The 15,652-nt window shown below is 58.5% G+C and carries 10 protein-coding genes and 1 pseudogene; 10 read left to right on the top strand and 1 reads right to left on the bottom strand.

Going from position 1 to position 15,652, the window contains the following annotated elements; genetic code table 11:
• The first annotated feature begins 1,129 nt into the window (after window positions 1-1,129).
• Complete coding sequence (locus JMY28_RS24485; RefSeq protein WP_201698483.1) at window positions 1,130-1,882, top strand: hypothetical protein; 753 nt, start codon at window positions 1,130-1,132, stop codon at window positions 1,880-1,882.
• A gap of 771 nt (window positions 1,883-2,653) precedes the next feature.
• On the opposite strand, the gene JMY28_RS24480 is transcribed toward JMY28_RS24485, so the two are convergent.
• Complete coding sequence (locus JMY28_RS24480; protein WP_201698482.1) at window positions 2,654-4,108, bottom strand: aminotransferase-like domain-containing protein; 1,455 nt, start codon at window positions 4,106-4,108, stop codon at window positions 2,654-2,656.
• A 156-nt stretch (window positions 4,109-4,264) separates the two neighbouring features.
• Here JMY28_RS24480 and JMY28_RS24475 point away from each other — a divergent pair, with 156 nt between their 5' ends.
• The 9 genes and pseudogenes from JMY28_RS24475 (at window position 4,265) to JMY28_RS24435 (ending at window position 15,567) form a co-directional block, all read left to right on the top strand.
• Window positions 4,265-5,506: a pyridoxal phosphate-dependent aminotransferase gene (locus JMY28_RS24475; protein WP_201698481.1), complete on the top strand. Its 1,242-nt coding sequence runs from the start codon at window positions 4,265-4,267 to the stop codon at window positions 5,504-5,506.
• A 17-nt stretch (window positions 5,507-5,523) separates the two neighbouring features.
• A complete protein-coding gene (locus JMY28_RS24470; protein WP_201698480.1) occupies window positions 5,524-6,396 on the top strand; it encodes a fumarylacetoacetate hydrolase family protein in 873 nt (290 codons plus the stop codon).
• A 129-nt stretch (window positions 6,397-6,525) separates the two neighbouring features.
• Window positions 6,526-7,251, top strand: a complete 726-nt coding sequence (locus JMY28_RS24465) for a transporter substrate-binding domain-containing protein (protein WP_201698479.1) — start codon at window positions 6,526-6,528, stop codon at window positions 7,249-7,251.
• Window positions 7,252-7,320: 69 nt separating this feature from the next.
• Window positions 7,321-8,196, top strand: a complete 876-nt coding sequence (locus JMY28_RS24460; protein ID WP_201698478.1) for a PhzF family phenazine biosynthesis protein — start codon at window positions 7,321-7,323, stop codon at window positions 8,194-8,196.
• 82 nt (window positions 8,197-8,278) lie between these two features.
• Entirely contained in the window at window positions 8,279-9,733 is a 1,455-nt protein-coding gene (locus JMY28_RS24455) for an aldehyde dehydrogenase family protein (RefSeq protein ID WP_201698477.1), read from the top strand.
• 3 nt (window positions 9,734-9,736) lie between these two features.
• A complete protein-coding gene (locus tag JMY28_RS24450; RefSeq protein WP_201698476.1) occupies window positions 9,737-10,960 on the top strand; it encodes a trans-sulfuration enzyme family protein in 1,224 nt (407 codons plus the stop codon).
• Window positions 10,961-11,607: 647 nt separating this feature from the next.
• Window positions 11,608-13,052, top strand: a pseudogene (locus JMY28_RS24445) (IS1182 family transposase).
• Window positions 13,053-13,702: 650 nt separating this feature from the next.
• A complete protein-coding gene (locus tag JMY28_RS24440) occupies window positions 13,703-15,088 on the top strand; it encodes a hypothetical protein (protein ID WP_201698475.1) in 1,386 nt (461 codons plus the stop codon).
• Window positions 15,085-15,567: a hypothetical protein gene (locus JMY28_RS24435; protein WP_201698474.1), complete on the top strand. Its 483-nt coding sequence runs from the start codon at window positions 15,085-15,087 to the stop codon at window positions 15,565-15,567. Before JMY28_RS24440 ends, JMY28_RS24435 begins: the two co-directional genes overlap by 4 nt.
• The last annotated feature ends 85 nt before the right edge of the window (window positions 15,568-15,652 follow it).

The following is a 15,652-nucleotide window of genomic DNA, read 5'->3' as shown; positions in this document are numbered from 1 at the left end:
ACTGCCTGTCGAATCGAGCGTGGGCCCGATGCCAGCAAAGTTGACCATCGTCGCCGCTTGGCAACGGTCGCGCCAGCGACAGTAACAACCGGTGAAGGAGCGGTCGTCTTTGACAATCGGTCGGCGGGTTTCGGGACGGAGCCGACGCCTGAACGTCCGACCGACGACGCTTTTGAACGACGGCTAGTGGCCGCACTGCGTCCCAAGACTGAGCGCGACGATCGCCCCGGCGCGCTTCATGCAAAAAGCATAAGTGATCTTACCCGGGATCCGCGGACATTCCGAATGGCGGCCCTTTAGGTCTTTTACCTTCGGCATTTCCGGCACTTGCGATTCAGGTGAGCGCAGAACGAGACCGTAGACGCCAGGCATACGCGCATACGAAAAGGTCAATTACCAGCCATAGCACAGGAAAGTGGTTGCCAGGTCCCGAAACCGTGTTGTCCTGATGGTGCATTGTCATCTGAAGGAGGGTGCAGCCGAACGCTCCAACAAACAGAGGGAACGCAATACGCCGTAGTTTGAACAGTGCGATCGCACCACCCAGCTCCAATGCCAACGTCACCCCGAGGAGTGTCCAGCCAGCGTCGTCATCGACTCGACGGCCATCCGTGCTTTCGCAGAAAACGGCGCCGAGTGCCAAACGAGGAGAAGTCCGCCGGCGGCAGGGACAATAGTCACCAGATAGTAAAGAAAGACAACCCATACAAGAATTGGCCGTTTCGGTTTTTTTGTATTCATGCTTGTCTCGCAAGATTGGTCGCTTCGACTGTCCTCTCGGCGGCGATACGCGTCCCATCTCGGATCGAAGAATGCTGGGTTAAGTGCTCGCCGGACCTCTTCCTTCTCATCGAGGCTACCAACTTTTGTCGACGATGCACGGTGCGTTGCCGAACGTCTGGTTGTGGACTGCATCTACCGTTCGACCCGACGCGAATGAAACGGGAGCTTACGAAGTGGAACAGCCATTCGCGGCTGAAACCGAAAGCCGACCAGCTGTGACCGCCTGCGAATCGGCCGCGCGTTTGGGAATGCATATTTGATGTATAGGCTATAAGAGAAGCACGCGCTTGAATCTCAGAAAGCCGGGTGTCAAACTAAGTCAAGGGTCATGAAAGATGAGGTTCCTATGGCGACCGAAGACAGTGGCGGAAACAAGGTGATCGGGCGGACCATGTGGGACGTCATCGCGGGGCTACTGGCGAACAAGTTCGTCCTTGGTATGTTAGTAGTCGTTTTGGTCGCTGCGCTAGCGTTGATTGTGACTGGCCGAGCCACAATTCAGTACACAGAAGCTGGATGGCGGCTCTGTTTTCCGAACTGTGAATCACCTGTTAAACGTGAGGAGTCACCCATAGCACAGCAAGCTCCGGCAGTCGTCACGCGTCAACAGGCATCGAGCGATACGAGCGAGTCTCTGGTCACTCAGCAAGCTCCGCCGCCCCCCGCGCAGAAACCAGTTTTGAGCGATATCCTCGTTGTTCCGGTTTATACAAAAATCGGTGACGTTGGGAAACTAGTCCCCGATGCCTCAATCGAGGACAATCGAATTTCCTACGTTCAACCGTTGTTTGGTTACGACGCAAAAATCATCGAAAATCTTGCGGACGGGGTCACCCGGGACGCAACTTTCGTGATAAATGCCACAGGCGAACACTTGTGTATGGGCGATAACTTCACGAATCTCTTGAATGACGTTGCGAAGTCATTTGGTAAGATCAAGAAAATTCGTCAGAAGGAAGCCGGGGGAGCAGCGGATCTCAACGAGCAGTTTTTGTTCTCGGGCAGTCGCGGCAGCTTGATTTTGACGTCGAAGATAAAATTTGACGACGATCCCACTCAGTCTAAATGTGAATGGACTGGGCAGTTTCACGCAAAATGAACGAATTACCTAACAGGTCACTCCAGAAGCAACACTCGGCGCTCTGTGCAGCTACCGCCGTGCAGTTCTGCATTGCGAAATTACAACGTGAATTCCACTGCTTCTCCGATGGTTTGAGGCCTGTGCACCTCATTACTACCATCCCTCAGTTGCGGGGGGGCCATCCCAGCGAACGCATGCGAGCAGGGTTATAGCAACACGAACAACTGGTTCACTTTGCTCAGGCAGCCCAGAGCCGAAACGTGTTGACTTCAACATATGCTCGCACGGCAGCTACCTGCGACGAAGTTGACGTTCGAATGTCCGAAAGAGAGTTTCGACGAACTTCTCTTCATGGCCGATAGTGTTGAAAAACTCTCTTCATTGCGCAACAGGACCGGCTCGCGAAAAATCGACCTCTCAGATCGCCCCATAAACCGCTCGTGAGCATCGGCTAGTGGTAAGAGAACATCTGAAAACCCCAGTGAACGCTTGGTCACAGAGTTTTTCAACAGAATCGGCCACCTGTACTCATTCACGGAAACCGCTCGAAAGCTGCCCTCGACGGCGTCACCCCCCGGTGTGTGCAGAATCGAATATCTGGTGCTCCCGGTCAGGAACGGACCTTCGACAACCAACGAGACTCGTTGAGTCTCGCCCCTGGTTCGCCGTGCGCCAGGAGCGTCTGGAGGGGACACCTTGATACCGTTCGAATGGTCAACTCCGGTTCAAGAAATGGTTTGGATGGTTTCCCAGCTTCGAGCGGTAGTAATCGGAGTCTTCGTCACGTACCTATTCGTTGACCGACGCCGGTTGGCGAGCGAGAAGTGCTCGGGCGAGCCGGCCCAGACGGCGGACTCCGTCCTCCATGCGCTCGTCCCACGCATGCCCGGCGCTCAGGCGCAGGCAATTGCGAAAGCGCCTGCTCGCAGAAAAGACATCGCCGGGTGCGAAGCAAATACCTTGCTCGAGTGCCCCGTCGAAGAGCGCGCGCGAATCGAAGCGTCTCGGCAATTCGAGCCAGAGTACAAAGCCGCCCGCTGGTCGGCTAACTTTCGTGTCGGCGGGGAAGCTTTCCTCGATCGCTCGAGTCAGGCGCGCAAGGTTTTCTTCGAAGATTCTACGGATGCCGCGAAGGTGTGAATCGTATGCACCGCTCTCCAGGAAGTCCGCGAGCGCGATCTGTGGCAAGACCGGGCTGCAGAGGCTGAACGCGAGCTTGCGCTCCATGACTTGCTGGGTGTACGCGCCCGCCGCAATCCACCCGACCCGATATCCGGGCGCAAGCGACTTCGAGAACGAGCTGCAGTAGATCGTATTGGCTCCGCCGTCGAGCGCGATGAACGGCTTCGGCCGCTCACGACCGAAGTAAATGTCGCCGTAGACGTCGTCTTCGATGAGCGGCACGGCATGTCGAGCGAGCACGGCGAGGAGCGCACGCTTGTCGGCTTCGGCCATCGTCGCGCCGAGTGGATTGTTGAAGCTCGATGACAGCAAACAGGCCGCCACGGGTTCTGTTTCGAGCAGGCGTGTGAGCGCGCCGACATCGATGCCGCGTGTCGGATGAGTCGGCAGCTCGAACGCCTTCAGACCGAGCATTTCAATTGTGTGGAGGAATCCGAAGTACGTTGGAGACTCGATCGCGATTGTGTCGCCGCGACTGGCGACTGCCGAAAGCGCTAGCGCGAGCGCCTCAGTGCAGCCACAAGTCACAAGCACGTCGTCGGGCGAGAGTGCGTGCCCGACGCGCATCGCGCGCTTTGCGATCTCGCGGCGCAGACGCGGCTCGCCGTGCGGCGAGCAGTAGGTGTTGTAGCGCGTACCGTGCTGCCGTGCGGCGCGCGCGAGCGCGAGGTCGAGCCGCTTCGATTGCAGCAGCGCGGTGTCGGGCACAGCGCAGCCAAGAGGAACGAGCGTCGAGTTCGATGCATGCTCGAGCAGCGCCGCAACGGCTCCGCTGATCGAAACGGTCGACGCCTTCGCGCGCGGCCGCGAGGCCGAAGGCAACGCGAGGGCGCCGCGGCGCGCGGCCGCAACGTAGAAGCCCGACTGAGGACGCGCGACAAGCACACCACGATCTTCGAGCAGGCGATACGCCTGTAGTGCCGTCGAGATGCTGATGTGATGTTGCTCGCTGACCGTACGCACGGAGGGCAGGCGCATGCCTGGCGCCAGTGCGCCATTGTCGATCATGCCGACGATAAGCTCGGCCAACTGCTCGTAACGATAAGGCGTATGCGTTTCCACGGGAGCACTCGTGACCTTGGAACGCCATTATCTAGCCGCACCTTCCAGTTCGCCAAGAAAAACTGTGATGGTCCATCTAGCGGAAAATTGTGGCTGTTATGGTCGGTTGTCGGGCGCTACGATGCGTGTATTCCAGTCCCGACCGAAGGAGTCCAGATGTCTGCCCCTAATAGCTCCCTGCGCCCGGGCCCGAGCGCGACCGAGACACTGCAGGGACGCTCGCCCGAAGAGACACGGCCTGGTTCCAGCGAATCGGAAGCTCCTGAGTGGCGCGGCCGATTTCCCTACAACGAGATCATCTCGCTGCTCGACGTAAATCGACCGCTTAATCTCGCGGAGAGCACCTCGCGGGATCTGACGGTGGGCGAACTCCTGGATCTCGCTGGACTCGAGCGCATCCGGGAACTGAAACTCGGTTACTCCAGATCCGCAGGGGCGATTGAACTCCGTGAGGCCATTGCAGACGTCTGCAAGGTCCCGGTGGAGCAGATCATCACGACGCAGGGCACCGCGCTCGCGCTCTTCCTTCTCGCGTTCGAAGTCTGCCGGCCGGGTGACGAGGCCGTGCTCGCGACGCCGTGCTTTCCGCCGAGTCGCGACAGCCTGCTCGGTGTCGGCGTCAACGTCCGCGAGGTTCGCCTGTCGTTCGAGAACGGTTATCGGCTGGACCTGGAGCAGATTGAGGCGAACCTGTCGCCGCAGACGCGGCTGGTCAGTCTCGCGTCACCGCAGAACCCGAGCGGAGTTCAGGTGACTCGCGCGGATATTGAGGGGCTGCTTGTCCTGATGAAAAAGCATTCCCCGGAAGCGATACTTTTCATCGACGAAACCTACCGCGAAGCCACCTATGGTGAACAGGCCGTGCTCGACAGTTTTGCCGCGCTCGATCCACGCATCGTCACCGGTGCATCGGTCTCCAAGGCGCTCGGTGCACCGGGTTTGAGGACTGGCTGGCTCACGGTAGCAGATGCCGATCTTCGCGCACGTCTGACGGTCGCCAAGATGAATACCGTTATCTCGGGTTCGGTACTCGATGAGACGCTCGCCGCAGTCCTGCTGCGCCGCCGGGACGGTGTACTCGCGCCGCGACGTCGGCTGCTCGCCGGCGCCCTTGAGGAACTGGCGGCCTGGTGCGCGGGCGAACACAAACGCATCGAGTGGGTGCGGCCAGACGCCGGTGCGTTGTGCTGCCTGCGTCTGCGGTCCGATGTGTTCGACGATGTGGCCGTCTCGCGGTTCTGGGATGTGTTGCCTGATTACGACCTGCAGCTTGCATCGGGCGCATGGTTTGGTGAAAACAGTCGGGTGTTCCGGCTTGGTTTTGGTTACCTGCCGCCCGAGCGTCTGGGCTCCGCGCTATCTGCGCTCTCGTCGGCGCTGGACGCGGTTGCAGCCTGAGCGCAGGGGGCGTTGCAATGAAACTGGTTCGATTTGGGCCGCCCGGCGAGGAGCGGCCAGGTATTCTCGATGCCGCTGGGACGGTGCGCGACGCCAGCGAGCTAGTTCACGACTGGTCGGGAAACTCGTTGAGCGCCCGCTTTTTGAAGCACGTATCGAAGTCCGACCTTTTGAGGCTGCCGGAAGCGGAGAAGGGCGCTCGTCTCGGTTGCCCTCTGGCTGCAACGGGCAAGATCGTATGCGTCGGACTGAACTACGCCGATCACGCGACAGAGACAGGGTTCGACTTGCCGCAGGAGCCGCTTGTTTTCTTCAAGTCTCCGACGGCGCTGAGCGGCCCCTTCGATCCAATCGTCATCCCGCAGACGGCCAGTGCGGTCGATTGGGAAGTTGAGCTTGCCGTGGTAATGGGTGGTGTCGCACGAAACGTTTCGTGTGAAGAGGCGATGTCGTTCGTCGCCGGGTTCGCAGTCGCCAACGACCTTACGGAGCGGACGTGGCAGTTCGACCGTGGAGGTCAGTGGAGCAAGGCAAAGAGCGCAGACACGTTCGCTCCCCTCGGACCCTGGATCGTCACGCCTGACGAGTTGCCTCCCTCACTCGATCTCCGGATCTGGTTGGAGAAAAATGGCGAGCCGCGACAGGAGAGTCGAACGAGCAAGCTGGTTTTCGCCGTCGACCGGATCATTGCCCATTTGAGCGAATTCATGACACTGCTGCCAGGTGATCTTCTGTTGACGGGAACACCTTACGGCGTTGCATACAACAAACCGGACCCGGACTACCTGAAAGAGGGCGACCTCGTTTCGTGCGGTATCGACGGCCTCGGTGACCAGCGCTGCGTCGTGCGGGCAGCGCCCCGTGGGACACGCGGCGAAAAAGTCGCGTAGACGGGATCAAGACGTGGGCGTCAGCAAGAAGGCGGCATTGCCCAAAAGCGATCCACCGGTCTGGCTACGCAATACCAACCTGGCAGTGGGTGATCGGATCTTTCACCCCTTGATACGCGGAGTAGAGCCATGAAAATTAGAGTCGCTTATATCGAAGAACCCCCCTTTTACGGGACCGGTGAAGACGGGGCTCCGACAGGTGCAGACATCGAACTTGCCGAAGTCGTGCTTCGGGCAATCGGTGTCTCGGCCATTGAATATCAGCTGACCTCGTTCGGCGAGTTTCTGTCTGGCGTACAGGAAGGCGGCTGGGATATGAACGTCCCCATTTTTGCGACTGCCGAGCGTGCGCGGCATGTCGCGTTCAGCGTGCCGGTCTGGACACTGGGAGACGGATTCATCGTGCGCCGCGGCAATCCGAAAGCGCTGACCAGCTATGTGGCGGTGGCTGCCCGAAGCGACGCGCGGCTGGGGTTGATCCCAGGGCAAATACAGTTTGACGCGGCCAAATCGGCAGGCGTGAGCGACAGCCAGATCGTCACCTTCAGCGATCAACCCGAGGCGATCGCCGCTTTGCTCGCAGGAAAGGTCGACGCATTTGCGGCGACGGCAGTGGGCAACCGCGCCGCGGCCAGCGCCAACGAGGCACTCGAAGCCGTTGCACATGAGGCTAACAAGGTTGGGCGCGCACCCGTTGGCGCTTTCTCGTTTAGCAAGAGCAATCACAGTCTGTTGCGGGCTGTGAATGACGAACTGCGCAAGTATCTCGGGTCGGCTGATCACCGCGCCCGCATGGAAAAGTACGGCATCACCCACACCGAAATCGACGGTGTGGTGGCGGGCAGCGATTCATAGCGGTTATCCGCTGCATTTCTGCGCTCGCCTGCCTCGCGAAGACGGCGAGCATGTTGAACAGAGGCCAGCATGAAGCGAACTTACAAGGTAGTTGACGTCTTCGCGTCACGACCCCTTCGAGGTAATCCTGTGGCTGTGATACTGGATGCGCAAGGGTTGAGCGCCGATGAGATGCAGGCCATCGCCGGGTGGACGAATCTCTCTGAAACGACATTTGTTCTCCCGCCCACGACAGCTGCAGCGGACTATCAGCTACGCATCTTTACGCCGCGCAGCGAGCTTCCCTTCGCAGGGCATCCGACATTGGGGAGTGCTCACGCCCTTCTCGAGGCGGACCGGGTCGCGCTTCGTGCGGGCGGCAGGCTGGTGCAGCAATGCGACTTTGGCCTGGTTGAACTGACGATAGAGGAGCAGGGCCGCGATCGGATGCTCAGTTTCGGACTTCCTTCTTCGAAGTTGGGGCCGCTGCTAATGCATGACATTGCGGAACTGGAAGATATCCTTGGCTGCAGCGTGTCAGTGCAAAGCGCCCCGGCCATCGTTGACGTCGGCCCCGTCTGGGTGATTGCGCAGTTGGACGATGCAAGCTCGGTGCTCGATCTTCGACCCGATTTCACGCGATTGGCTCAATTAGAGCGACGCCTCGGCATCACGGGCGTAACGGTGTTCGGCGCCCATGCGCATGGTGACCCGGCAATAGAAGTGCGTACGTTTGCGCCATCCTGCGGCGTTGAAGAAGATCCAGTCTGCGGGAGTGGCAACGCTAGCGTAGCTGCGTTCCAGTGGGCGCGCGGTCTGTTACCGCCCGGTGGGACGGATTATGTGGCGACCCAGGGCCGCTGCGTCGGTCGGGACGGGCGCATCAACGTGAGTGTGGATGCGAGCGGCAAGGTGCGTGTCGGCGGCGCTTGCTTGACGTGCATAGAAGGTTCTCTGACGTTCTAGAAAACCGACGTGTCCGTGCCGCGACGGTGTGCCGGACGTCAATGTTCCAGACATTAAAAGATACGGCCGGAGGCCCTTTGACGTGAACGTTCCTGCATTCCTCACAGACTCATCGTATGGCTTTATTCCCGTGACCAATCCGTTCGACGGTGTCGAAGTCGGGATCGTCGCGAACATTCCACCGGAAGGCGCGCAGTTGCTGATTGAGGCTGCGAGGGAGGGCGCGCGTGTTTGCAGGAACCTGTCCCGTTATGAACGGGCTCGCGTGCTCGAGAACTGCGCGTCGCTGGTGGAGCGTGACAAGGACGATTTTGCCGACCTCATCGTCGCCGAAGCCGGCAAGACGATCCGCCAGGCGAAAAAGGAAGTGCTGCGCTGCGTAAACACGCTCAAGCTGTCCGCCGACGAGGCGCGTCGCAGTGCCGGTGAAGTCGTACCGTTCGACGCCTATGCGGGATCGGAGAAGCGCCAGGGATGGTTCACCCGCGAACCTCTCGGCATTATTGTTGCCATCACGCCCTATAACGATCCGCTTAACCTGGCAGCACACAAGCTGGGGCCAGCGATCGCCGGTGGCAACGCAGTTGTGATCAAGCCATCGGAGCTGACACCCCTTTCGACGATCAAGCTCGTCAACTATCTCATGGCCGCGGGCATGCCGGCGAACGTCGTGTCGGTTGCGACGGGGCGCGCAGCACTTGGGGAGGCACTCGTTTCGTCCAGGGACGTAAGAATGGTCTCCTTTACCGGCGGCTTTTCGACGGGCGAGAAAATTGCCAGATCCGCTGGGCTGAAAAAGCTGGCAATGGATCTGGGAGGTAACGCACCCGTCATCGTTCTGGCTGACTGCGACCTCGACGACGCTGTTAGAGCGTGTGTTTCAGGAGCCTACTGGGCTGCGGGCCAGAACTGTATCGGCACCCAGCGGATCCTGGTCCAGTCTTCCATTTACGAGGCATTCAAGGAGCGGTTTGTTGCCGGCACTGAAGCACTGAAGGCAGGGGACCCCACGCAGCCCGACACCGACGTCGGGCCGATGATCACGGCACAGTCGGCTTTACGGACGAAAGGCATCGTGGATGCGGCGGTTGAGCAGGGCGCGACACTGCTGTGTGGAAATACCTACATCGGCTCGGTCTACGCGCCGACTGTGCTCGAGGACGTCAGTTTCCAATGCGAACTCTGGACGCAGGAGATCTTCAGTCCGGTTGTCGTTCTTCAGCGGATCGAAACGCTGGAAGAGGCGCTCACGCTTGCCAACGCTCCCGCGTATAGCCTTCATGCGGGCATCTTCACGAGTAATCTGCATGCCGCCCTGAAGGCGGCCGACTGCCTGGAGGCCGGCGGGGTCATGATCAACGACTCGTCGGACTACCGGTTCGACGCCATGCCGTTCGGGGGATTCAAGTACGGCAGCCTCGGCCGGGAAGGCGTGCGCTTCGCGTACGAAGAGATGACCCAGCCGAAGGTTGTTTGCATCCGGAGAACGGTCGAGTCAATCCAGGCAGCTGGATTGGGAAGTGATGGAGGAACGTAGCCCATGACAACCAGAGACACTCAGCAACGCCCTGACAAGGCATACCTGGCGAGTCTATCCTTCGACAGCCAGGCGGTACATGGCGGCAATCTTGTCGACACCACTGCAGGGGCAATCCGTACGCCTATTGTCATGGCGAATTCGTACAGATTGCCAGATGACCCGACATCGCTCGACTGGTCGGATGCGCAAACGCTGTTTTATACACGCAACCGGAGCTACAACCAGCTTTGTCTTGAACGCAAGCTGGCAGCCATGGAGCGCGCCGAAGATGCGGTTGTCTTTAGCACGGGTGTCGCGGCGTTGCATTCGATCTTCTTCACGTTTCTGAAGAGCGGCGATCATGTCGTCGTCAGCGATGTGACGTACGAGGCCGTCTGGCGCCTTTTTAGCGAACTGCTTCCTCAGCGTTACGGTATCGAAGCGACCTTTGTGGACATCAGCGACCTCTCCGCGGTCCGCAAAGCCATTCGCCCGAACACGAAATTGATACACGCCGAGACGATTGCAAATCCAACCACAAAAGTGGCGGACGTCGGAGCAGTTGCTGAAATCGCACGTAACGCCAGCGCCATGCTATCGATCGACGCGACGTTCACGCCGCCGCCGATGTTTCGGGGACTTGAACACGGAGTCGATCTTGTTGTTCACTCCCTGACGAAGTACATCAACGGACATGGTGATGCGATGGGTGGGGCCGTCATCGGGCGTGCAGAACTGATCGGCCGGTTGAAGAGCGATGCGCTCGTCGACGTGGGTGGTTCGATTTCGCCTTTCAACGCGTGGCTGATCACGCGGGGCTCGGTGACCTTGCCGCTGCGGCTGGCAAGGCATATGTCAACAGCGCTGATGGTCGCAGAAGTCCTCGAACGGGATCCGCGCGTAGCCTTCGTCACGTTCCCCGGATTGCCATCTCATCCACAGCATGAACTTGCTTCACGTCAGTTTGGCGGCATGGGGTATGGCGCCGTCATGGCGTTCGCAGTCAAAGGGGAGCCCGAGGTACAGAATCGCTTTGTGGCCAACCTGCGCCTCATTACCTCGGCTGTATCGCTTGGTCATGACGAGTCGCTGATCGTGCACGTCGGAAAGGCAGGACGCGGTGGCTCGGAGCACTATCCAGCCGAATTTCGCACGTACGGTCACCTCCGGATGTCGATTGGTCTGGAAGACCCTGCCGATCTGATCGCGGACATCGAGGCCGCGCTCGACGAAACGTTCGCCTGATAGATCTGGCATTGCCGTACAGTACCGCCGGGAGCTTGCGGGGCACACGAACCGGATGCATCCGGGGTATCAGTTCAGGCTGGCCGGGCGTAACGTCGAGTAAGAACTTCAGTGCGCTGATCGCGGCATTGAGCGAGACCGGCGAGGTACCGTGATCGACCAGATGCACCTACTAGTCCCGCAGGTCCTCGACGGAGGCAGTATCGGGTGAATGGTCCGAGGAACCTCGCGCACGGGCGTACGGCACGAAGATGTCCGGACTGGGTCTTAGATGCGCACTTGCGCGTGCGCATGTCATCAGCCATGCGGCGGCGCAGCGGGCTGATGGCCGGATCGGAGGGGGGCATGACGGGGCTCCTGGTGGAGAACGAGGTGGATTGCCTCAGTCACCAACATAAGCACCGGCGTCGCCGACCTGTCATTCGCCGCCAGAGGCGGAAGGGAGCCCCATACCGCGCGAACGGTTTAGGCCCATTGGCCATTGCCAATGACGTTGGAGTGTCGGTCATTGTGAGGCACCTGATAGGCGCGAACCCGACGTTTGAATGTCCGGGAGGCGATACCTGTGAACGGCTGCTTGTGGCCGAGGGTGTGTGAAAACGCACTCATCGCCTAAACTGAATCAACTCATTGAGACTGGGTGACTCATGAAGCGATTCGTCGAAGGCGATGACCGCAAACAGGTCGCACTACTTCCCGAATGCGTCGATGACTACATCGGACAGGACAATCCGGTGAGGGTAATAGATGCCTTCGTCGACGAGCTGGATCTTTCGGAACTTGGCTTCAACGGTACTACGCCGGCGCTCACGGGCCGCCCGTCCTACCACCCAGGCGCGATGCTCAAGATCTATATCTACGGATATCTGAACCGCGTACCTCTAGCCGGCGGCTTGAGCGCGAATGCCAACGCAACGTTGAATTGATGTGGCTGACAGGACGTCTGGCGCCAGACTTCAAGACAATCGCCGACTTTCGCCGTGACAATGGACCGGCCATTCGAAACGTATGCCGTCGCTTCGTCGAACTTTGCCGGGGACTGAAGCTGCTATCCAGCGACATGGTCGCCATCGACGGCAGCAAGTTCAAGGCTGTGAACAGCCGCGACAGAAACTTCACTGCGGGCAAAATCGACAAACGCCAGCAACAGATCGAGGAAAGCGTCCAGCGATACCTCGACATGATTGAAACTGCGGACCGGACCAGTCCAACAGGTTTCGATGTGAAGACCATGCGCCTGTACGAGAAGATCGCGCTCCTGCGTCAGCGGATGCGTGAGCTCGAGCAGATCAGGGAGCAACTGAAGAAAGAACCGGACAAACAGTTGTCGCTTACCGACCCGGATTCCCGCTCCATGACCAGCGGTGGCAAGAGAACCGGCACCGTCGGCTACAACGTCCAGACTGCCGTGGATACGAAGCATCATCTGATTGTCGAGCACGAGGTGACGAATATTGGAGGCGACCACGGCCAACTCAGCAGGATGGCTCTATCGGCGAAGAACGCGATGGGCAAGCTAAAGCTGAAGGTGCTGGCTGACCGCGGCTACTTCAGCGGTCCGGACATCCGCGTGTGTGAACTGGCCGGGATCGCCACGTATGTCCCGAAACCGCTCACCTCAGCGTCGAGGAAGAAAGGGCTCTTTACCAAACGCGACTTCATCTACGTTGCCAGGAACGATGAGTATCGATGCCCCGCTGGCGAGCGCTCAATTCTTCGATTCAAGACCGTTGAGAATGGCATGAATCTGAACGTGTACTGGCCCAGCGAATGCCCGCGTTGCCATCTCAAGGAGCGATGTTCGCCCAGTGACTATCGCCGCATCCGACGATGGGAGCACGAACACGTACTCGAAGCCATGCAGCGTCGACTCGACCGGAAGCCTGACGCAATGACCATCCGAAGAAGCACCGTTGAACACGTCTTCGGCACGCTGAAGCATTGGATGGGTGCCACGCACTTCCTGACCCGGACGCTCGGACGAGTGAGTACCGAAATGAGCCTTCAGGTACTGGCCTACAACCTCAAGCGAGTCATAAATATACTTGGGGTTCCGAGGACAATGAAGGCAATAAGGACGGCTGGAAGCTGAGGCCCTGAGGGCCTTCTTGCGCCCGCGATGCTCGAATAGCGCAAGCTCGACGCATCTAACTTGATTAGCCCGACCGCCAACCTCGCCCTCAGCCGCGAAAATTGCGTTTCCACACGCCCTCGGCCCGAGGCCGTATGAAAACGCGAAACCACCCGGTTTTCGGTTGTCGCTTTACCCTTCCCGAGTGACCGCGAAGCCGATACAGTGCGATCTGAAGGGTCGAACTTTTGGACTGGCACGTTCGGCTTGTGTTTTCACACGGCCTCGGCCAGGAGCGGTCGTATGGCGAAATGTGCCGATGGACTGCTGTGAATCAAGAAGGAGACTCTGACTTCGAGGCGGGAATTGACGACCTACGGAAAATATCTGTCCGGCGAACCGGTCTCGAAAGTCTTTGCCCCACAGAGAAGTTCAATGCTCACTTAACTTCCCCGCGAACAGACGCACACAGAGCCAATCGTCGTGACACATGCCCTGACCTCGGCGACGCCCCACATAGTTCGCAGGTCAAGATTACGACGATTAAGGCACATCTCTAATCCTGTATGGCATACCATGAGGCAACATTCGACGTAAGACGTCCGATGCAGCTTTGTGCTGAATAGTGTCGCAGTCTCGACCCGTCAACCAAGCACGACAGGGATCCCTGTATGACAGTCAAGGTACGTTCCTACTTGGAGGACTTCGGCGACGTTAAGGCGGCATACGCGGAATATATCGCAGATCTTCAGCAAGGTGAGGAGGCTGGTGACGTTACCTCTGGAATCTGCGCGCGCCTCTCATTGCTTCTCAATTCCAGAGTGCACGACCTCAACCAAAGATTTGCTCGTGGCGAAGTACCGAAGTGTCTCGATGCCAGGTGGACTGTTGAAGCGTATGTATTTGTCGGCGACGCCGATGGAAAATTCTTCACCGTCCGGCAAGGGTCGCAGATAGCCGTGCTCATCGACGCAGATCTTCTTTTACGCCTCGTCGCGTTCATATACCTCGTGGGATTGGACAGGGAAGATGACCAGATTGCTCAGTGTCTGTCGGCGTTCATGCTACTTTCAATCGTTGTCCCACGCCCCGAACCGATTGAATTTATGGGTGAACTGCTCGCGGCTACAAGTCGTGAGAAACAGCGTGTCTTGAACGACATTTTCGTCGCGACGAGTAGCTTCTTGGTTTTCCACGAACTCGGCCATTCGTACGGGGAAGCAACAGGCACCATCAGACCGCATCTAAAACTCTCTTTTGGGCTCCCGGAGGGACTGGCTGATCCTGATAGCGTGCAAAGCTTGAAGTATCACGCTGACGGGACTTTGTATAACAGGCTTGATATCCCCGGCACAACGACGGGGATGCTGGTTATTAATCCGGTATTTGAGCATTGGCGCGATGAGTTCAGCGCAGATGCCTTCGCTGCGTATGCGCATGTATTGACATCCTCGGATGGTCGACCGGGACGCGGCTCGCTGGACCAGTTGGCGAGCGCCATAGAATGCTGGCAGCTCGTGCTCTTCGCCATAGGTTCTCGAGAGCGTTATGTAAGGGCGATCAGTGAAGTACGTGAAATCGAGAGTGTTTCTCACCCGCAAGATCACGTCCGGATGGATGTGCTTGCTCACCATCTAGACCACATTGCATTGGACTTTGTCCCTGACTGGCAAAGTCATGCTGTCGGCTTGTTGCACATCCACTACCAATCGTTATGGGCCGCCGACATGAGAAGCCTGCTAGACGATGGAGTCGAATACGTGCGGTATGCGTTCGACGAGGACGGCCCACATATCAACGATGGTCGTTTGAGGACTTTCACGGGCCAGCCTGTCCGGTACTCGCCCAGCGCGCTTAGCAAGCTGAAGGCGGAGGTGATGGATCCCTTTCTTACACGAGCCGAACAAATAGGCTGGGATAAGGCGGTAAGTGAACGACAGAAGGAAGATTGTTGGTTCTTTGGGACATTCAAGCTAAACGGCGTGCCCATCATCTTGAAGCTGGGCAGACGCTTGCGCGATGTCGGCGTGCGGCTGATTTCGGAGGACAGAGTATGAAGCTTTCAATTATGGATGAGCAGGAAGTGCGTTCGTTTGCCGCCGCAAACGAATCGACGATCCTGCGGCTAGTCATCAAGGAAGATGCCGAACAGGCTCATTCCGAAGAGCACTTCTTCGGCGATCCATTTACGGTGTCCATGTTCATGGACTTCGTTAAATCTTTGGCGGAAATCTTTGGTGGAGTGGCTGCGGCGTCCAAGGTGATCACCAGTGCGGCGGACTTGTTCAAGTGGGCACGTGACCGGTTGAGCAATGAAAGCTCCGAAAGTCACTCGGAGGCGACGGTTGCCGAGCGCGCTCTCGTGTTGCTCTTTGAGGCCTATGTCAATCGCCGGGCGGGGATCGATGAAGGCCGTATAGCGATGTTGCTCGCGTTGCCGCGTGATTCCGTAGTGAAGGCTCTTGGAGATCTTTCGAACAGAGGCGTGGCTCGGAAGGCTCGAGACGGTTTGTGGAAGTATGTCAGGGCATCTTGAAGAGTTGTGCCGGCGCGCTTGACGTGCTCTGGAATGGGTTCAGGGTCGTCTGTGGTGAAGCAATTGCTGGCGGACGTGCGCCAAC

This window comes from Paraburkholderia hiiakae (assembly GCF_904848665.1).
In the GTDB taxonomy this organism is placed as follows: domain Bacteria; phylum Pseudomonadota; class Gammaproteobacteria; order Burkholderiales; family Burkholderiaceae; genus Paraburkholderia; species Paraburkholderia hiiakae.
The sequence above is the reverse complement of the archived record's forward strand: the minus strand, read 5'-3'. Positions and strand labels throughout refer to the sequence as shown.